Here is an 18,825-nt window from a genome sequence, read left to right as displayed (position 1 = left end):
CGGGGCTCTGCTCGGGTTTGGGTGCCTCGACGCGTTGTTCCTGTTGCGCTGGTTGGGGTGCCGGTCCGGGTTCTGTTCCGGGTCCGGGTTCGGTGGTTCTCGCGATGACCAGCGGTGGGGCTTTCGCGGGCTCGGGTGGGTCGAACTGCGCCACCTCCCGCCTCTGTTGTGGTGCAACGCTTTGAGCGGCTTCCGCACGCTGCACGGCCGGTCGCACGGGTTCTCTCGTGGTGTGTGGCCACCCGGTCTCACCGACGTGCTGCCCGTCTGGTTGCCGTGGTTGCGCGGGGTTCGTCTCCACCTGCTGAACCGTGAGCCGCTGCAACTCCGGGTGCCGGACGTCCACGGGCCCGACCTCGACCACCCGCTGCACCTCGACCGCCGCCTGCCGGGCTTGCGCCTGTCGCACCTCCGGCAGCCGAACCCCCACAGGCGACCCAGACGCTGTGCTCTCCACCCGTTGAACGTCGGCCCACCGACCATCAGTCCGCGACGCTTCTGCCTGCAGACCGCGAGCCCCGGCAACTTCGTCCCGCTGCCTCTGCACCGGTCGTACTTCCAAGCGCTGTTCCGCGCCCTGGACTTCTACTCGCTGGCCTGCCACCTGGGTCTCTGCTCGCTGGAAGCCCGCTTCGCGGGCCTCTGCGCCTTGGTCTTCTGAGCGCTGAACTTCAGCCGGCTGGTGTTCTGTCGGCTGGTGTTCTGTCGGCTGGTGCCCCTCCGCGCGCCGGACTTCCGCCCGGTGTCCCTCGACTCGCTGGACTCCCAGCCCTTGCACACCTGGCATCTGCCCCGCCACCCGCGACGCCTCCACCGGTCCGGTGTCCGCCCACCGCCGATCCTCCGTCCACGCCGCCTCAACCCGCTGCACATCCACCCGTTGAACGCCCACAGGCCCGCCACCCGCACGCCCGACCGACCCGTCCCCGGTCCGTCCGCTCACCGAGTGCGCATCCACCGCCTGTGCTTCCAGCGACCGCGCATCCATCGGTTGGGCACTCATCGACTGCGCTTCCACCGGCTGCGCACCCATCGACCACACGTCCATCGACTGCGCTGCCCCCGGTTCCGTGTCTACCGACCGTGCAACCACCAGTTGCGCGTCCACCGACCGCGTGTCCATCGGCTGTGCTCCCGCTTGCTGCATGTCCGACGCCTGCACGCCCGACGACCACGCACCCGCGGCCTGCGCATCCACCGCCTGCGCGCCCGATGACCGCGCGCCCACCGACCCTGCGCCCACCGACCCTGCATCCGCCGACCCTGCGCCAGCCGACCGCGCATCCGCCGGCTGCGCGCTCATCCGCTGCACGCCAACCGCCTGGTCTCCCCCACCCCGAGCAACCGCGCGCTGGACCTCTACCCGCTGCGTCGCCGATCCCCGAACCTCACCCGACCCCCGACCTCCCGGCCCCGCGGACTCCACCGCCTGCCAAACCTCGGCCCCGCCATGCCCGTTTACTCCAGCCCCGTCTCCACCAGCACCGTCTCCGCCATCCCCCACCGACCGCTGCACAACCGACCGCTGCACAACCGACCGCTGCACAACCGGCGGCTGGACCGCCAGCGGCTGGACCACGGACGGCTGGACCACGGGTAGTTGACCAACCTGCGGCTGGCCATGCAGGCGCTGCACATCCGGCCGCACACCGCCCGCCTCCGCATCGGCCGAACGCTGCACCACCCCAGCCCCACCCGCAGACGCCACACCACCGACCAACCCGGCACTGCCCACAGCACCCGTCACATCAGCGCCACCCACCCCCGGCAGCACCACATCCGCCAGCCCCGCATCACCCGGCCCAGCACCCGACGGCCCCACTTCAGCCGCGCCGCGAGACGCCCCCGGCTCCACCGCGCGCTGCACGATCGGCTCGCCCAACCCCAACTTCCTCGGCCGAGCAGGCGCACCCACCTCCGGCACAACCGCCCGCGAAGCCGCCACACCACCCACGGGCTCATCCACCGAACCGACCGCCACCACCGGCTCAACCGAGCCATCCGCCTCAACCGGACCAACCGGTTCAACCCGCTCAACCGAGCCAACCGGAGCGCCAGCGGGCTCAGCCGGCGCGTCCACCCGCCCGACCACCCCCACCGACGGCTCAACCACGCGCACCAGCGGCTCACCCACCCCTGCAGACGGCTCAACCACCCCCACCGGCGGCTCGCTCACCCCACCGACGACGGCTCACCCGCCTCCACCGCCCGCGCCACCACCGGCGCAGCCGGAAACACCCCAGCACCCCCCACAGCCTCCGACACCACCCCGGAAACACTCCCGGAAGGCGCCCCCGCACTCACCACATGCCCAAGCGGCGCCAACGACGACGGGTTCTGCCACGACGCCAGCCGCGACGAGAACCCGCCCACCGGGTTGATCAGCGGATGCGCCCCCACCACCCGCTGCAACGGCGGCAACGTCCGCCAGTCGGCGCGGACGACGGGCAGGGCAACGGATCGACGGAACGGCCACACGGGCGGCTCACCTCCCTGCGAGCGACGAGATCTCGGCGACGTACCGCAGCCGGTCGGGATGTTCCAGGTCCAGAATGGAGTCGAGCGACCAGTGGAAGTGGTAGGCGACGTACGCGACCTCCGAGTACAGCCGGTCCGGCGCGTACGTCACGGTTCCCCCAGGCGCCCGCCCGCGATGTCCACCTCGAAGCCGTGGCCACACCCCGGGCACGCGACCGCGGACCGGGTGTGGCCCTCGCTGTTGATCCGGCGGTACATGTCCTGCAGGAAAGCCAGGTCCGAGGCGAAGAGGTTCTCGATGACGCCGGCGTGCACGTCCGTCACGTCACCGATCCGCACGACCACCCTGCCCAGCAGGACCACCGTCAGGTAGGCCGAGTTCTCGCGGACCCGGTCGTCCCGCAGGGGGACCAGCTCGTCGCGTGCGGTCGCGAGGCGCATCACGCCGGAACGGTGCACAGTTCCGGACGAGTCCACGTAGCCGCGCGGGAGCTCGAACGCGAACTCCGTCTGCATGACCTGAGCGGTGCCGCCGCGTTTCACTCGACTTCCATCTCCTCGTACGTGACGACGAGCTTCTCGGTGAGCACGGAGGTGTCGCCGGCCTTCAGCGAGCCGATCTCCAGCGACTTCGGCCAGGCGTGCATGATCTTGTAGCGCTTGATGGGCTGGCCCTCGTAGTCGTAGACGACGACCACGCCGTTCTTGCGGGCGGCGCCCATCTTGCCGAACTGGGCGTCCTTCACCCACCTCTCGAACGAGTTGTCACCGGTCAGGCCGCGGGTGAAGGTGACCTCGCCCGCCTTCTTGCGGCCGGGCAGCTTCTTCACGACGTACTTGCCGTCGGAGGTGTTCTGCTTGAGCTCGATGACGTCCTGTTCCATCTTCAGGCCGGTCACCTCGGAGATCTGCTTGATTGTGATGCCGTCGACCTCCAGGCCGAACGAGTGGCCGACCGACGTGTCGAGTTCGGGGAGTGCCATGACGCTGAACCGCCTTCTGCTCGGTTACTCGTTGACCAGACTGGTGCCGCCCTGGATCTGGGCGAGCCGGAAGACGACGAACTCGGCGGGCTTCACCGGTGCGACGCCGACCTCGCAGATCACCTGGCCGAGGTCGATGCCCTCGGCGGGGTTGGTCTCGCGGTCGCACTTGACGTAGAAGGCCTCGTCGGGCGTCAGGCCGAACAGCGCGCCCTTGCGCCACTCCATCACCAGGAACGCGCTGATCGTGCGGCGGATGCGGGCCCACAGCGCGTCGTCGTTCGGTTCGAAGACGACCCACTGCGTTCCGTCCATGATGGACTCCTCGAGGTAGTTGAAGAGCCGCCGCACGTTCAGGTAGCGCCAGGCCGGGTCCGACGACAACGTCCGCGCGCCCCAGACGCGGATGCCGCGGCCGGTGAACGAGCGGATGCAGTTCACGCCGATCGGGTTCAGCAGCTCCTGCTCGGCCTTGGTGAGCTGGGTGTGCAACGCCACGGCGCCGCGCACGACCTCGTTCGCCGGGGCCTTGTGCACCCCGCGCGCCGCGTCGGTGCGGGCCCAGATCCCGGCCATGTGGCCGGACGGCGGCACGAAGACGTTGTCCGAAGTGGACGGGTCGTAGACCTTGACCCACGGGTAGTACAGCGTCGCGTACTTCGAGTCGTAGCCGGCCTCGGTCTGCTTCCAGTTCTTCACCTGGTCCGGCGAGAGGTCGGGCGGCGGGTCGAGGATCGCCATGCGGTCGCCCATGAGCTCGCAGTGCGCGATCATGGCCGCCTGCACGGTCTTGACGCCCTCCAGCGTGATCAGGCCGCGCTGGTAGGAGCTCATCAGGTCGGGCACCGAGACCATCGTGATCTCGTCGATCGCCTCCAGGCCGCCGAAGCCGGTGCGGTCGGCGACGTCGCCCACGTAGTCGTCGGGAACGACCTTGCGCGGCACCGGCGGCGGCGCCTGGGCCTCGCGCAACGCGACGGACGTCTTGTCCGGCTTGGCGACCGGCGCGCCGGCTACCTCGGTGATCGTGATCAGCTTGGAGGCCGCGTTCACCACCGTGACGACGTTCTCCTTGCCGCGCTTGGCGGAGACCTGGTGGGTCTCGACGACCTTGCCGTTGTCCTTGACCACCACGGAGAAGCGGTCGTCCGGCGGGTTCTCGCCCGCCGGGTCGGCGACCTCGACGGACAGCGAGGAGGCGGACAGCTCGCGCGCGGCGACGCGGTAGCCGCCCAGCACGCCCTGGGCGCCGGCGGGCAGCGCGGGCGTGGCCTTGTCGCCGCCGACGCGCACGACGTAGCAGTTGTTGCCGCCGTTGAGGAAGTAGCCGTAGACCGCCAGCGGCAGGTAGCAGCCCTCGGCGAAGTCGCCGAACTTCTCGGTGTACTGCGCCCAGTTCGAGACGAGCGTCGGGGTGTTGTACTCACCCTTGGCCGCGAACCCGACGAACGCGGCGACGGCGGTGCCCACGCCCTCGATGGGGCGGGCGCCCGCCTCCACCTCCTCGACGTACACGCCCGGCGAGAGATAGGTGGGCATCGACGGCCTCCCAGATCGTTCGGAACCCTGTTCGACACATGCTCCGGCGACCTGCGAGAACCCGACACGACCACGCGGCGGTGCCGAAGGGAGTCAGCGGCTGCCCGAAAGGGCAACGCCGGTCGCCGGGGCGCTCAGGGCGACCACGAGCTCATGAGCGAACACCGCGACGACCGTCAACGTCGTTCTTCCGGCGTTCACCAAACCGCCCTCGTACGATCATCAGCCACCGATGAACCGCGCTCTACCCTTCCCGACGGCCCATGTCCGCCAACAAGGAAGTGCGCTGGCATGTCACGTCGCAGGGCTCCACTGGCCGTGCTCACCACGGTCGTCATCACGGCGGCAACGATCACCGCCTCCACCTCAGCACAAGCGGCCACGACCACGTTCACCGCCACCGCGGACACGTACGTGGACAACGCCGCGGCGAGCACCAACTACGGCACGTCCGGGCAGCTCGGCGTCGACAACTCGCCGGTCAAGCGGATGTTCCTCAAGTTCGCCGTCTCCGGGCTCACCGAGGCCGTCACCAACGCGAAGCTGCGCATCCACACCGACGACGTCTCCGGTGCGGAGAGCCCGAACGGGGGCACGTTCCGGGCGATGAGCAGCACGAGCTGGTCGGAGGCGGCTGTCACCGCCAACGCCCAGCCCGCCATCGACGGCGCCACCCTGGGGTCGCTCGGGGCGGTCGTGCGCAACGCCTGGTACGAGGTCGACGTCACGAGCTACGTCACCGGCAACGGCACGTTCAGCATCGGGGTCACGTCCAGCAGCACGGACGGGGCCGACTACGACAGCAGGGAGTCGGGGGCCACGACGGCGCCGCGGCTCGTGATCACCACCGGCAGCACCCAGCCGGGCAACGACCCGGTGTTCGTCGGGGCCGGGGACATCGCGGACTCCGGGTCCGGGGACAGCGCCACGGCGGCGTTGCTGGACAACATCCAGGGCACCGTCTGGACGACCGGGGACAACGTGTACCCGGACGGGACGTTGTCGCAGTTCAACTCCTACTACGAGCCCACGTGGGGGCGGCACAAGGCGCGCACGCGGCCTTCGCCGGGCAACCACGACTACCACACCAGCGGTGCCTCCGGGTACTACAGCTACTTCGGGGCGCAGGCCGGGCCTTCCGGGCGCGGGTACTACTCCTACGACATCGGCAACTGGCACATCGTGTCGCTGAACTCCAACATCAGCATGTCCGCGGGCAGCGCGCAGGAGCAGTGGCTGCGGCAGGACCTGGCGGCGAGCACGAAGCCGTGCACCGCGGCGTACTGGCACCACCCGCTGTTCACCAGCGGGGCCAACCACGCGCCGTCGACGGCGACCAGGCCGTTGTTCCAGGCGTTGTACGACTACAACGCGGACGTGGTGCTGTTCGGCCACAACCACCAGTACGAGCGGTTCGCCCCGCAGAACCCCAGTGGCGCGCTCGACACGGCGCGCGGCATCAGGACGTTCGTCGCGGGCATGGGCGGGGCGGGCGCCTACGGGTTCGGCACGATCAAGCCGAACAGCGAGGCGCGCAACACCGGCACCCGCGGTGTGCTGAAGCTGACGTTGCACAGCAACAGCTTCGACTGGCAGTTCGTGCCCGAGTCGGGCAAGACCTACACCGACAGCGGCACCACCAACTGCCACTGACGCACGCCCGTAGCTGACCGGCTGGAGGCCGATGTGTACCTATCCACAGTAGACCGACCCAAGACAGCGAACTGGAAAGGGCTGAGCGGCAACGTCTTCGCGCTCGGCACGGTCAGCCTGATCACCGACGTCTCGTCGGAGATGGTGGCCGCGATCCTGCCGCTGTACCTGGTCATCGGCCTCCAGCTCAGCCCGGCGGCGTACGGGCTGGTCGACGGCGTCTACACCGGCGCCACCACGCTGCTGCGACTCGCGGGCGGCTACCTCGCCGACCGCACCAACCGGCGCAAGGCCGTCGCGGGGTTCGGTTACGGGCTCTCCGCGGTGGCCAAGCTCGGACTGCTGGCCGTCGGCAACTCCACGGCCGCGCTCGGGCTCGTGATCACCGCCGACCGCGCCGGGAAGGGTCTGCGCACAGCACCGCGGGACGCGCTGATCACGTTGTCCACCCCCAGCGGTGACCTCGGCCGCGCGTTCGGCGTGCACCGGGCGATGGACGGCATCGGCGCGTTCGCCGGGCCGCTGGTCGCCATGGCCGTGCTCGCCGCCTCCGCCCAGTCGTTCGACGCCGTGTTCGTCACCAGCTTCTGCATCGCCGCGTTCGGCGTGCTGGTGCTGGTCCTCTACGTGCGGGACCGGCCGAAACCGCTGCAGCGCAAGGAACCGCTCAAGCTCGCCCTGCTCAAGGACCCGGCCGTCCGCAGGATCGTCGCCGCCGCCGCGTTGCTCGGGCTGGTCACCATCGGCGACGGGTTCGTGTACCTGTTGCTGCAGAAGCGGGAAGGGCTGGCGTTCGGCTGGTTCCCGCTGCTCGCGGTCGGCACCAGCCTGGTGTACCTGCTGCTCGCCGCACCGCTGGGCGCGCTCGCGGACCGCGTCGGCCGGCTGAAGGTGATGCTGTGCGGGTACGGCGCGCTGACCGCCGTCTACCTGCTGCTGCACGGCCCGATCGGCGGCGTTCCGCTGATGGTCACCGTCGTGGTGCTGTACGGCGTGTTCTACGCGGCCACCGACGGCGTACTGATGGCGCTCGCCGGTCCGGTACTGCCGGAACGCCTGCGCACCACCGGGATCGCGTTGATCCAGAGTGGACAGGCGCTCGCCTACCTCGGTTCGTCGGTGCTCTTCGGCCTGGCCTGGCAGTTCCTCGGCCCGGAGATCGCCACCAGGACCGCCGCCGTCGCCGTGGTGATCGCGCTGGTCGCCACCGCCGTTCTGCTCGGAGGAAGGAAGGTGCGCGCGTGAAGCACCGCCTGTTGATCACCGTGTTCGCCGCCGTGCTGCTGGCCGGCGTCGCGGTCGGCTACACCGCGCTGTCCGCGTCCACCGGCGAGGCGGCGCACTCGATCTCGGCCGGGTCGGCGTCGGGGCCGCGGCTGCTGGTCCTCAGCAACGGCCAGCTCACCACCGTCTCCAGCACCGACCCGAACGGCCCCAGGGAGGTCACCGCGCAACGCTGCGACCGCGTCTACGGAGCCGCGGGCACCATCTCCTGCCTGCGACCGGTCGGCGCGCTCAAGGCGGGCGAGCTGGCCGTGCTGGACTCCCGGCTGAACGAGCTGCGGACCGTCCCGCTGACCGGGTTCCCCAACCGCACCCGTGTCTCGGCGAGCGGCCGGATGGTGGCGTGGACGTTGTTCGTCGACGGGCACTCCTACGCCGCCAATGGTTTCTCCACCAGCACCGGAATCCTGGACACGAAGACGGGCGCGCTCGTGCGGTCGCTGGAGGAGTTCTCGGTCGAGGGCATGGCGCAGCTGCCCGCCGACGCGAACTTCTGGGGCGTCACCTTCACCGCCGACGACAACCGCTTCTACGCCACCATGTCCACCGCCGGGCACCGCTACCTGGTCGAGGGCGACTTCGCGGCCCGCAAGGCCCGGACGCTGGTGGACAACGTCGAATGCCCGTCGCTGTCCCCCGACGGCACCCGGATCGCCTACAAGGCCGCCGTCGGCGGCGATCCGCAACGCGGCTGGCGCGTGTCCGTGCTGGACCTCGCCACGCGCGAGATCACCCCGCTCGCCGACACCCGCAACGTCGACGACCAGCCCGCCTGGATCGACGACCGGACGGTCGCCTACGGCATCCAGCGCGACGACGGCACCAACGACGTGTGGGCCGAGCCCGCGGACGGCAGCGGCGAGGCGCGGGTGCTGGTGCCGGACGCCAGCTCACCTGCGCCCTGGTGACTGCCCCTATGGACGTTGTGGGAGGCGGTCGGCCGCACCAACAGTGAACGCATGCCACGGGACCGCGACCGCACCGGGAGCGCCGACCAGCCGCCCCGGCCGGTTCCGCGCGTGCGCAAACCGGTCCCGGCCCTGCTGCGCCTGCAACAGGCGGCGGGCAACGCGGCCGTCTCCGACCTGCTCGTCCAACGGGCCTGCCCCGCGCCGGCCCCCGCACCGCCGGCCGTCACGCCCGCGACCGACCCGCGCTTCCGTTCGGTGCGCACGGACATCGCCGCCAAGGCCAAGACCGCCAAGGCCCACCCACCGGCCGCGGCCGAGGTCAAGAAGTCGCAGGACGCCGCCGTCGCGCCCGCCGACGACAAGGACGCCCAGGCCAAGGCCGACCAGGCCGACAAGATGGCCGCCGCGAAACCGGCGGGCTTCGACAAGGCGGGCTTCGTCGCGGCCGTGAACGCCGCGATCGCCAAGCAGGCACCGCAGAACCTGGACGAGGCCGACAAGTTCGCGACCTCCGGCAAGGCCGACGCGGTGAAGTCCGAGGTGATCGGCAAGGTGGCCGCGGGCAAGGACACCTCGGCCAAGGACGTCACCGACCGCACGAAGGAAACCCCCGACGCGAGCAAGGCCGTCGAGAAGCCGGTCACGCCACTGGTCCAGCCACCCACCGCGCCCGTCGCCCCGGTCGACACCGCGAGAGCCGTGCCGGTCAAGGCACCCGCCGAGCAGACCGACCTGCGCGCCGACCAGTGCGAGACGCACGCGAAGATGGCCGAGGCGAAGGTCACCGACCAGCAGCTGGCCGAGTCGAACGAGCCGGAGTTCCAGAGCGCGCTGGCCGCCAAGGAGGAGGGCGAGCAGCACACCGCGACCGCCCCCGCCGCCGTCCGATCCGCCGAAGCCGCCACGCTGACCTCGGCCGCCGCAGCGGCCCAGGCGTCCGGAACCGCCGCGGTCACCGGCATGAACACCGCACGGACCGCGGACGGAACGCGCGGCGCGGCCCAGCGTTCGGCGACGAAGACCAAGGACGAACAGGAACGCGCGCGCATCACCGGTGAGATCCGCGCGATCTTCGACGAGACCAAGACCAAGGTCGAGGGCGTGCTCAACGCCCTCGACGGCGAGGTCGCCCAGCAGTTCGAGAAGGGCGAGGCCGACGCCAAGGCCGCCTTCACCGCCGACCACAAGGCCCGCATGGGCCGCTACCGCGAGCAGCGCTACTCCGGCGTCGAGGGCGCCGCGCGCTGGACGTGGGACCTCTTCGCCGACCTGCCCGCCGAGGCGAACGCCCTGTTCCTGGAGTCGCGCAAGGTCTACGAGCAGCACATGCTGCGCGTCATCAACGGCATCGCCGACCACATCGGCGCCCGTCTCGGCGAAGCCAAGCAGCTGATCTCCGACGGCCGCGAACGCGTGAAGCAGAAGGTGGCATCGCAGGCACCGTCGCTGCGCAAGATCGCCGGCGAGGCGGCGGACTCGTTCGGCGACCAGTTCGACTCGCTGGAGAGCTCGGTCGACGAGAAGCAGCAGTCCCTGGTCGAGGACCTGGCCTCCCGCTACGTCGAGGCCCGCAACGCCGTCGACGAGGAGATCAAGGCCCTGCAGGAGGCGAACAAGGGCCTGTGGAGCAAGGCGAAGGAGGCCGTCGGCGGCGCCATCGACACGATCGTGAAGCTGAAGGACATGCTGCTCGGCGTCCTGTCCCGCGCGGCCGGTGCCGTGGAGCTGATCATCGCGAAGCCGATCGAGTTCCTCGGCAACCTGGTCAATGCGGTGAAGACCGGTGTCATGAACTTCGCCGCGAACATCCTGGAGCACCTGAAGAGCGGCCTGAAGGGCTGGCTGCTCGGCAACCTCGCGTCGGCGGGCATCGAGATCCCCGACACCTTCGACGCACGCGGCATCCTGCGGATGATCCTTTCCATCCTGGGCCTGACCTGGGCTTCGGTCCGGGCGCGGATCACCAGGGTCATCCCGGAGCCGGTGCTCGCGTTCCTGGAGTCGAAGCTGGAGGTCGTCAAGATCCTCGTCACCGAAGGCCTGCCCGGGCTGTGGAAGTGGGTGGTCGAGAAGCTCGGCGACCTCAAGGAGATGGTGCTCGGCCAGATCAAGGAGTTCGTGGTCGAGAAGATCGTCAAGGCCGGCATCACCTGGATCATCTCGCTGCTGAACCCTGCGGCCGCCTTCGTCAAGGCGTGCAAGGCGATCTACGACGTCGTCATGTTCTTCGTCGACCGCGCCGCCCAGATCAAGGAGTTCGTGGACTCGGTGCTCGACTCGGTCGAGTCCATCGCTCGTGGCGGGGTCGGGGCGGTGGCGGGGTTGATCGAGAAGACGCTGGCGAAGGCGGTGCCGGTGGTGCTCGGGTTCCTGGCGTCGCTGCTGGGGCTGGGCGGGATCTCGGAGAAGATCAAGTCGATTCTGGCGAAGATCCAGGCACCGGTGGGGAAGGTGATCGACAAGGTCGTCGGGACGATCGTGAAGGCGGGCAAGAAGTTCATCGGGAAGCTGACCGGCAAGAAGGACGGGAAGGGGGACGACGCGAAAGCCGGGCCGGAGAAGGTCAAATCGGACGCACTTCGCGACGCCCACACCGAGTTGCGCGGTCTCGACCGGATCGACGCCGCCAAGCCGGTGCTCGACGGCATCCGCCGGCGCTACCGGGAGCAGGGCCTGAAGAGGTTGGACCTGACGGCGTCCGAGGACGGCAAGACGGCCGAGCTGACCGCGGTCGCGAGCCCGCCGGACCAGCGTCGCATCCCCTTGGCCGAGGTGTTCGAAGGCACGGACCTCGACAAGCTCAAGCTGGCGTTCGAGAACAAGGCCGAAGGCGTGCGCAACTACGTCATCGCCGCAGTGACGGTCAACGGCGCCATGATCGGCCAATGCGAGTACAACGAGTCCGCCACCGGCGGCAAAGGCGGCAGGCACGCCGAGGACATGGTGATCGAGCAGCACTGGGACCGCGCACTCGAGGCGGTTCGCAAGGAGGTCGCCGCCGGCAACCGGCCGCAGCTCGTGTTCGCCATCAGCGCCAGCCCCTGCCAAGCGTGTTCGGCCAAGCTGCAGGCGCTCATCAGGAAGGTGCGGTCCGATCCCGCGATCGGGCAGAAGGCCGACTTCATCCTCGCGCCGCGGTCGACGTACGAGGGCCGGATGGACCCCAAGAAGAAGACCACGGGCAAGGACCTGGCGAACCTGGTGCTGCTGGACGGCGTCGAGCTCGGTTGGGACCTGCGCCAACTCGCGACCAAGGAGAACATCGGCAAGCACTGGGAGCTGCCGCTGGCCGAGTGGGCACACCACCTCTGGGAGCGGGTGAAGAAGGCAGGAAAAGCCGCATGAGGAGCTACTCCGCGGCTTCTTCCTCCTCCTCGGCCCGCTGCACGAACGTCTGCGCGGCCGGTTCCTCCTCCTCGGCGGGCGGAGCGTCCTCCCTCTGCACCACCACCCGCTGCACCGCCTCGTCCTCGCAACGCTGCACAGGTGCGACTGGCGACGGCGCCGACATGATCCGGTCAGCGGTGGAGACGGCCTCCCGCTCGAACCGGTCCGACGGATCACTCACCTTCACCCCGCCACCGGCATCCGTTCCGTCCACGGGCCCGGACCGCTGCTGCACCACGTGCGTCAGCTCGTGCGCCAGCATGTGCTGCCCAGCAGCAGACGCCGGGTCGTACCTGTCCCTCTGGAACACGATGTTCGACCCGACGGTGTAGGCCTGGGCGTTCACCGACTGCGCCGACGCGTGCGCGGCCGAGTCGGTGTGCACGCGCACGTCGGAGAAGTCCTGCCCGAAGCGCCCTTCCATGTCCGCACGCACGTTCGCGTCCAACGGTGCGCCGCCGGACGACAGCACCCCGTGCACCGGTGAGCGTTCTTCCTCCACAACGGAGGTGACGCCGGCGTTGCCGACGGCTCGCTGGAGGTCGAGCAAGCCCGCAGCGCCGAGGACCTCGGGTCGGTTCGCGGCAGCAGCTCTGCCGAGCAGGTCGGACCCGTCGTGCGAGAGCCGGTCGCCCTTGGGGCGTGGTGAAGTTTCGGACTCGTGTTCAAACCCGCGCATGTCGCGCCCCCTCTACCCGATCCCGGAGGTGTCCAGCTTCACCAACCAGAAGGGCGCGGGCCAGATGCTCGGGAGCGACCAGAGGTGCACCGACCGCTGCCCTTGCGGGCACTCAGCGGCCGATGAGGTGGATGTGGTGGTCGAGGAGGTCCGCGAGGTCCGTCAGGGCCTCCTCCAGCACCCGCCTCTGCTCGTTGGTGAACTGGCTGGGAACCCTCGACTCGCCGAGCAGCGCCGCGTTGAGGTTGTAGCCGCGGCGTTCGGCTTGGAGCATCCGAGCGACTTCGTCGAGTCGCGCCCACTTGCCGGGAATGTTCCGCAGGGTCTCGATCGCGGCGGACGGCAGGTTTCGCACGCGGTTCAGCACCTCGTTCACCCGCCCGCCCATCCTGCGTGCCTGGGCACGGGCCAGGGCGGCTGCGGCGCGTTCGGCCGCCGCCTGCTGGTCGGCTTGGCTCCTCGCCATCCCGACCTGGTGGTCGTGCCTCGTGGAACCGCGGGTGCTGGTGTGGTGAGCGTTGTGCGGGCGGTCCGCTCCGGCGGGACGAACCTCGTGCGGCGTTCCGGACGCCGTGGTCCGTCCGCCGCCTCTCGTACCGGTCGCCGCGGCCACCTCGTCGTCGAGTGCGTTGTCGTTCGCCGGCCGGTGACCAGTCCTGAGCTCACGTTCCCGGCGACTGCCACCGGAGATCGTCCGGGGTTCGCCACCGCGCCGAGGTCTGCTGGCCGGCGGTGACGTCCTGAGCCTGCTGACCGCGTCGGCCAGGCGTGACGACGCCACGACACCGCTGGCCACACCGTGCACGGCCACCGCCCCGTCGATCAGGGCCATGATGATCTCGCGTTCCCGTTGCGGCCGCGCCACCTCCACCGCGTCGAGGAACGCCGCCAGATGGGGAAGTGTCTCCCGCGTGGCATGTGCGGGGTGGATCAGCCCGGTGTCCGTGCTCCGGTAGTAAAACGCACGGCGAGCCGCACTGTGCGGCTACCCGCCGCGGTGTCCGCAGCCGCGGGCAACAGCGCGGACTCCGATGCACCCGTCCTCAGTTGACGGATCACATCGGCGTATCGGAAGTCGACCGCTCGCCCGTCCGCGTACATCAACCGGAACAACCCGGTCAGCACCTCGAACCCGCCACCCGTGAAGTTGTCGAGGTAGAGGGGATCGCGGTCGAACGTGCCTTCGACGACCTCCCCGCGTGCTGACGGAGGAGACTCCAGCAGGTGGTCGACGCGCTGCAGTGCGAGCATCCCGGCCACCGCGCGGTTCCCCGCGGACTGCTGGAGCGCGTGCAGTCCACTCGGAGCCGCCGACGACCGGGCGGCAACGGTCTTCTTCTGGTTGAACGGCTTGGACTCGAACGCTCGCACTACCCCACCAACCGCTCGGTGGCGAAGTCGAGGTAGCGGCCGAACTCGCGCTCGCCCACCAGGCGGCCGAGCTTGCGGTACTCGCGGGCCACGGCGCCGATGAGCTCGACCATGCCCACCACGTGGTCACCAGCGGCGGCCAGGTAGGCGGCGGTCACCGCGGCCGAGCGGATGTGGCCGCCGGCCAGCTCGAACGAACCGGCCAGGAAGTCCAGGTCCACATCGGACGAACGCGGGACGGCGTCGCCCAGGCAGCGGTCCCACAGGTTGCGGCGCAGCGGGACGTCCGGCAGGGGGAAGTCGACGATGACGTCCAGGCGGCGGGTGAAGGCGTCGTCCAGGTTGGCGCGCAGGTTGGTGGCGAGCACCGCGATGCCGTCGAAGGTTTCCATGCGCTGCAACAGGTAGGCGCTCTCGATGTTGGCGTAGCGGTCGTGGGCGTCGCGGACCTCGGAGCGCTTGCCGAAGATCGCGTCGGCCTCGTCGAACAGCAGCACGCCGTTGACGCCCGCCGCCTCGACGAAGATGCGTTCGAGGTTCTTCTCGGTCTCGCCGACGTACTTGTCGACGACGGTCGCCAGGTTCACCGTGTACAGGTCCAGGCCCAGAGACGCGGCGATCACCTCGGCCGACATCGTCTTGCCGGTGCCGGAGTCGCCGGCGAACAGCGCCGTCACGCCCCGGCCCCGGCCGCCGCCGGGGCGCATGCGCCACTCGTCGATCACGCGGTCGCGGTGGCGGGCTCGGGCGGCCAGCTCCTGCAGCAGTGAGGTCACCGGGACGGGCAGGACGAGGTCGCGCCACGAGACGGCCGGTTCGATGCGGCGGGCCAGGCGTTGCAGGCCGCCGGCGTTCTGGGAACGGGCGCCCGCGCGCAGGTGGCGGACGTCGACCGCGCCGTCCTCGGCCAGTGCGGACACCGCGGCGGCGGAGGCGGCACGGGAGATCTGCGTGGGACCGAGGACGAAGTGCGCGGTGACCTCGGCCGGGTCCACGCCCGCGGCCAGCCTGCCCTCCAACGACGTGCGCCACAGCGAGGCCCGCACGTCGAAAGGCACCTGGAGGGCCTCGTGCTGCAACGGTGGCACGCGGGTCCAGCGCGGTTCCCAGGCACCGGAGCCGAAGGCCACCAGCGGAACCGAGTCGTGCAACAGCGGGTCCAAGGAGAAGGAAGGGTCGACCGAACCGACGACAACGCCCGCGCCGCGCAACAACGCCTCGCGCACAACGGCAACCGCGTCGGTCATCCGCGCGGAGTCCACCAGCAGCGCCGGAAAACCCGCCTGTGCCAACGCGGCAACGGCCAGCTCGGCCGCCCCGCCACCAGGATGCTCGCGCAGGTAGACGAGCCGCACCCCGCGGTCGATCCCGCGCGCCAGCCTCTCGGCACCCGGAAGCGGCACCGGTTCCCCCGGCAGCGTCACGAAATCGGCCAGCAGCGGGTCCGGCCGGTCGTCGCCGAGCAGGTGGGCGACGACCCGGTCGGGCACCCTCAGCGACCGCGACAGCAGCGGCCGGTCCAGGTCCTCCACGACCACCATCCCCGACCGCACCAGCGGACTTCCCCGGTCGAGCCGCGACCGCCCGGTGGACGAGGCCTCCGCCAGCCCGCACAACCGCAACGCGAGCCCCGCGGTCGCCCGGCGGCGGGTCACGTCGTCGTTCAGGTACCCGTAGAACTGCTCGAACCGGCTGTCCACGTCCGGTGCCAGCGCCACGAGCAGCAGCTCCACGTCCACATCGGACAGACACGCCACCGACGCCAGCCGCCCCAGCCGTCCGTCGGCGGGGACGTCCACGTAGCCCGCGAACGGGTCGCGCGCACTGTCCAGCAACGCGTCGATCACCTCGTCGGACAGGTACAGCCCGCGGAACGGGTCGTCCGGGCTCGGGTCGGTGGCCCGGCGCGACGCCACCGCCGCCCTGATCCGCCGTTCCAGCGCCGCCAGCCGCTCGAAGATCATTGCGTCACCCGGCGCATCGACACCCCGTCGCCGGAGACGGTGTGCCGCACCCGGTCCGCGCCCGTGTTCAGCTGCACGCCCTCCCGTGCGGGCGGCCCGGCGTCGACCTTGCGTCCGGACGACACCGGCGCGGACACCACGACGTCCAGCGACGGCTTCAGCTCACCGCCCAGGGCACTCCACACGTCCGCGAACGCCCGGTCCTCGGGTGGTGGCAACGCGACCGTCATCGGCACCGGCAACGCCAGCGCCTCCAGCGACCCGGTCAGCAGCGGAGGTGGCACCGCGTCATAACGCAGGAACCCCACCAGGAGATCGGACAGCAGCCGGTGCTCGTCCTCCGCGCGCTGCGTCCACGCCGTCACCAGGTACGACAGCTTCATGTGCCGTGGCGGCAGGTGGCGTGCGGCGACCTGGCCCTGCGCGTCGTACTCGTTGAGCAGCCCGCGCTGGCGCCGCCGCATGTCCTCGCGGATGTCGTAGAGGTAGATGTTGACCGTGGGCGCGTTCCGCCGCGCCGCCCAGTCCTTGGTCGGCGCGTCGAACGCGACGTCCAGGTCCGACCCGCGCAACGCCTCGTCGCGCACCAGCCGCCGCAGCGCCTCATCGACCTCGTGGATCATCCCACCACGATCGCGCGCCACCACGCGGCAATCGACCAGCGCAGTGACGTCCCCACGGACACGATCGGCTGCCCCAACGGGCAACTACGACCCCACCCGTCAGCCACCGACGTCTGCAAGTACTACCAACCCAAGATCATCAGGCCCGTAACTACAACCAACCCGTCGCTTCCCAACCGGGGACGCGGCGACAGGTTGGTTGTGGTTGAAGGCGGTTTGATCAAGAGTTGGCAGTACTTGCAGACGCCAGAGGCAGCAGGGGGTTAGGCCGGGAGAGGTCGCATCCGGTCCGGCATGTGTGCGCGTAGAGCGTCGTGCAGCAACAACACCTCAGCGGCGGCCAGCAGCACGGACCCGGTGGCACACGCCAGCTCGGCCTCCCCGGTCCGCTGGTCCGGCACGTACGTCAGCTCCACGTCCGGCACCGAGCACGACTCGGCGGCACGGATCGCGGTCAGCAGCTCCGACACCCGCTCGTACCCCAGCCGCGCGCTCCAGCGCAGCGCGGCCGGGGGACGGACGAACAACCGGAGGCCTCCCGCAGCACGGCGAACTTCAACGCACGTCAACACCGCTGCAACCTCCCTGCAACCCGCTCACAGGGAGACTAGCCACGAACGAGCCGCATCAGATGCCACTGTCACCCGTTCGGTTCATTGGTAGCAGGGCTTCTCGAACTTGAAGTCCTTGGCCGTGGAACCGGTGTAGAAGTCCTCCACCAGCGAAACCCCGGTCGCAGCGGCGTCGTCCGGCTTGTAGATGAGCGTCTGGCGGAACGCGGCGTCCTGGGGCGAAGCGGCGAAGTTGCCCGCACCCGAAGGAAGCATGCCCTCGTAGTCCACCGAGGTGAGCTGACGCACGGCGGCGAGCACTCCGGCACGCGTCATGTCCTTGTTCGCCGCGGCCTTCTCCAGCGCCGCCTTCAACGGGTACGCCCACACCCAGCCGGCCGTGTAGCCGTCGTTCGGCGTGACACCGGTCAGCGCGGCGCGCATCGCGGTGTGGCCGACGGACTCGGTGCCCCACGCCTTCCACGGCGCCGACTGGTAGTACAGCGCCTTGATCGCCGGTGCGGCCGGCGACTTCAGCAGACCGGGGTTCCACGTCGGCGAGGTGCCGATGAACTTGCCCTTGTACCCGCGGGCAGCGGCCTGGCCGATGATCACCGCGGCGTCGGTCGGGCCGGTCGTCAGGACCACGAGGTCCGGCTTCTTCGACACCACCGCGTCGATCGCGCCTCCCTGGTTGTCCTGGCCGGTCTGGGTCGTCAGGCTCTCGAACGTCAGCCCGCGCTTCTCGGCCGCGATCTTCGCACCGGCCGCCGCGTCGTCGCCGTAGTCACCGGCGAGGTGCACGGCCATCACGGACTTCACGCCGAGCTTCTCCACGGCGTAGTCGACGGTGTTCATCGACTCGACGCAGTAGTTCGCGCCGGACTCCAGCACGACCTCCTCGAAGCCCCACAACGACGTCCAGGACGCCGGCACCGACACCATCTGGGTGTTCTCCAGGTCGGGCAGGATCGCCGCGGTCGTGGGCGAGCCCAGCGTCTGCGTCAACGCCAGGATGTTGCCCTTGATCTCCTGGTAGACCTGGTTGTGGATCTGCGGGTTGTACTTGTTGTCCTTGACGTACTTGGTCACGTCGACCTCGTACCCGCCGATGCCGCCGCGGTCGTTCACCCGCTTCCAGAACGCCTTCTGCGAGTCGGTGATCGGCACGGCCAGCGTCTTGAACGGGCCCTCGGTCAGGTCCGAGATGGTGCCCAGGTAGATGCAGCCCTTGGTCTTGTCGACCGCCTGCGGGCACGCCTCCTTCGTGACCCCGAAGTCGACCTTGATGCCGCCCGCGCCCTCCTGTGGCGCCGCGCCGTCTCCCCCTCGGCACGACGCGAGCGCGAGCACGCCCACGAACACAACAGCGAATCTCTTCCGAAGCATGGCGACTCTCTCC

The 18,825-nt window shown here is 70.0% G+C and carries 17 protein-coding genes; 5 read left to right on the top strand and 12 right to left on the bottom strand.

What is annotated here, in order from left to right; all coding sequences use genetic code 11:
• Positions 1-181: 181 nt before the first annotated feature.
• Entirely contained in the window at positions 182-661 is a 480-nt protein-coding gene (locus tag BBK82_RS25125; RefSeq protein WP_065917207.1) for a hypothetical protein, read from the top strand.
• 1,511 nt (positions 662-2,172) lie between these two features.
• On the opposite strand, the gene BBK82_RS50495 is transcribed toward BBK82_RS25125, so the two are convergent.
• The 5 genes from BBK82_RS50495 to BBK82_RS25110 are packed head-to-tail and all read right to left on the bottom strand — an operon-like array spanning position 2,173 to position 5,000.
• Positions 2,173-2,478 carry a hypothetical protein gene (locus BBK82_RS50495; RefSeq protein ID WP_154697482.1) on the bottom strand — a complete coding sequence of 102 codons (306 nt, stop codon included), beginning with the start codon at positions 2,476-2,478 and terminating at the stop codon, positions 2,173-2,175.
• 7 nt (positions 2,479-2,485) lie between these two features.
• Positions 2,486-2,629 (bottom strand): DUF6760 family protein, encoded by a 144-nt coding sequence (locus BBK82_RS51720; RefSeq protein WP_170067961.1) that lies wholly within the window; start codon positions 2,627-2,629, stop codon positions 2,486-2,488.
• Complete coding sequence (locus BBK82_RS25120) at positions 2,626-2,994, bottom strand: hypothetical protein (RefSeq protein ID WP_154697481.1); 369 nt, start codon at positions 2,992-2,994, stop codon at positions 2,626-2,628. Before BBK82_RS25120 ends, BBK82_RS51720 begins: the two co-directional genes overlap by 4 nt.
• A 23-nt stretch (positions 2,995-3,017) precedes the next feature.
• Complete coding sequence (locus BBK82_RS25115) at positions 3,018-3,461, bottom strand: phage tail protein (protein WP_065917205.1); 444 nt, start codon at positions 3,459-3,461, stop codon at positions 3,018-3,020.
• A gap of 24 nt (positions 3,462-3,485) precedes the next feature.
• Complete coding sequence (locus tag BBK82_RS25110; protein WP_065917204.1) at positions 3,486-5,000, bottom strand: phage tail sheath family protein; 1,515 nt, start codon at positions 4,998-5,000, stop codon at positions 3,486-3,488.
• A 291-nt stretch (positions 5,001-5,291) separates the two neighbouring features.
• On the opposite strand from BBK82_RS25110, the gene BBK82_RS25105 reads away from it, so the two are divergent.
• Genes BBK82_RS25105 through BBK82_RS25090 form a run of 4 tightly spaced genes read left to right on the top strand, consistent with a single transcriptional unit; the run spans position 5,292 to position 12,193 of the window.
• Positions 5,292-6,653 (top strand): CBM96 family carbohydrate-binding protein, encoded by a 1,362-nt coding sequence (locus BBK82_RS25105; protein WP_065917203.1) that lies wholly within the window; start codon positions 5,292-5,294, stop codon positions 6,651-6,653.
• Between the two features lie 33 nt (positions 6,654-6,686).
• The gene (locus BBK82_RS25100; protein ID WP_065917202.1) at positions 6,687-7,898 is read left to right on the top strand and encodes an MFS transporter; all 1,212 of its coding nucleotides are present in this window, start codon (positions 6,687-6,689) and stop codon (positions 7,896-7,898) included.
• Positions 7,895-8,845 carry a hypothetical protein gene (locus tag BBK82_RS25095; protein WP_065917201.1) on the top strand — a complete coding sequence of 317 codons (951 nt, stop codon included), beginning with the start codon at positions 7,895-7,897 and terminating at the stop codon, positions 8,843-8,845. The genes BBK82_RS25100 and BBK82_RS25095 overlap by 4 nt, the downstream gene beginning before the upstream one ends.
• Before the next feature lie 51 nt (positions 8,846-8,896).
• Positions 8,897-12,193: a phage tail protein gene (locus BBK82_RS25090; protein ID WP_237047570.1), complete on the top strand. Its 3,297-nt coding sequence runs from the start codon at positions 8,897-8,899 to the stop codon at positions 12,191-12,193.
• Positions 12,194-12,197: 4 nt separating this feature from the next.
• On the opposite strand, the gene BBK82_RS25085 is transcribed toward BBK82_RS25090, so the two are convergent.
• The 7 genes from BBK82_RS25085 to BBK82_RS25055 form a co-directional block, all read right to left on the bottom strand.
• Positions 12,198-12,914, bottom strand: a complete 717-nt coding sequence (locus BBK82_RS25085; RefSeq protein ID WP_065917200.1) for an eCIS core domain-containing protein — start codon at positions 12,912-12,914, stop codon at positions 12,198-12,200.
• 112 nt (positions 12,915-13,026) lie between these two features.
• A complete protein-coding gene (locus BBK82_RS25080; protein WP_154697480.1) occupies positions 13,027-13,779 on the bottom strand; it encodes a hypothetical protein in 753 nt (250 codons plus the stop codon).
• 65 nt (positions 13,780-13,844) lie between these two features.
• Positions 13,845-14,285 (bottom strand): hypothetical protein, encoded by a 441-nt coding sequence (locus tag BBK82_RS25075; protein WP_065917198.1) that lies wholly within the window; start codon positions 14,283-14,285, stop codon positions 13,845-13,847.
• Positions 14,285-16,249 carry an ATP-binding protein gene (locus BBK82_RS25070; protein WP_065917197.1) on the bottom strand — a complete coding sequence of 655 codons (1,965 nt, stop codon included), beginning with the start codon at positions 16,247-16,249 and terminating at the stop codon, positions 14,285-14,287. The genes BBK82_RS25075 and BBK82_RS25070 overlap by 1 nt, the downstream gene beginning before the upstream one ends.
• Positions 16,246-16,872: a Pvc16 family protein gene (locus BBK82_RS25065; RefSeq protein ID WP_065917196.1), complete on the bottom strand. Its 627-nt coding sequence runs from the start codon at positions 16,870-16,872 to the stop codon at positions 16,246-16,248. Before BBK82_RS25065 ends, BBK82_RS25070 begins: the two co-directional genes overlap by 4 nt.
• 263 nt (positions 16,873-17,135) lie before the next feature.
• Positions 17,136-17,399: a hypothetical protein gene (locus BBK82_RS25060; protein WP_065917195.1), complete on the bottom strand. Its 264-nt coding sequence runs from the start codon at positions 17,397-17,399 to the stop codon at positions 17,136-17,138.
• A 126-nt stretch (positions 17,400-17,525) separates the two neighbouring features.
• Positions 17,526-18,812, bottom strand: coding sequence for an ABC transporter substrate-binding protein (locus BBK82_RS25055; RefSeq protein ID WP_065917194.1), 1,287 nt, complete (start codon positions 18,810-18,812; stop codon positions 17,526-17,528).
• Positions 18,813-18,825 lie beyond the last annotated feature (13 nt).

Source organism: Lentzea guizhouensis (assembly GCF_001701025.1).
GTDB classification, from domain to species: domain Bacteria; phylum Actinomycetota; class Actinomycetes; order Mycobacteriales; family Pseudonocardiaceae; genus Lentzea; species Lentzea guizhouensis.
This window is presented reverse-complemented; position numbering and strand designations above follow the sequence as displayed.

What these genes read in the sequence shown, in the direction of transcription:
- BBK82_RS25115 (WP_065917205.1), bottom strand. Translation starts at nt 3,461, where the DNA reads ATGGCACTCCCCGAACTCGACACGTCGGTCGGCCACTCGTTCGGCCTG.
- BBK82_RS25070 (WP_065917197.1), bottom strand. Translation starts at nt 16,249, where the DNA reads ATGATCTTCGAGCGGCTGGCGGCGCTGGAACGGCGGATCAGGGCGGCG.
- BBK82_RS25120 (WP_154697481.1), bottom strand. Translation starts at nt 2,994, where the DNA reads ATGCAGACGGAGTTCGCGTTCGAGCTCCCGCGCGGCTACGTGGACTCG.
- BBK82_RS25090 (WP_237047570.1), top strand. Translation starts at nt 8,897, where the DNA reads ATGCCACGGGACCGCGACCGCACCGGGAGCGCCGACCAGCCGCCCCGG.
- BBK82_RS25110 (WP_065917204.1), bottom strand. Translation starts at nt 5,000, where the DNA reads ATGCCCACCTATCTCTCGCCGGGCGTGTACGTCGAGGAGGTGGAGGCG.
- BBK82_RS25105 (WP_065917203.1), top strand. Translation starts at nt 5,292, where the DNA reads ATGTCACGTCGCAGGGCTCCACTGGCCGTGCTCACCACGGTCGTCATC.
- BBK82_RS25085 (WP_065917200.1), bottom strand. Translation starts at nt 12,914, where the DNA reads ATGCGCGGGTTTGAACACGAGTCCGAAACTTCACCACGCCCCAAGGGC.
- BBK82_RS25055 (WP_065917194.1), bottom strand. Translation starts at nt 18,812, where the DNA reads ATGCTTCGGAAGAGATTCGCTGTTGTGTTCGTGGGCGTGCTCGCGCTC.
- BBK82_RS25065 (WP_065917196.1), bottom strand. Translation starts at nt 16,872, where the DNA reads ATGATCCACGAGGTCGATGAGGCGCTGCGGCGGCTGGTGCGCGACGAG.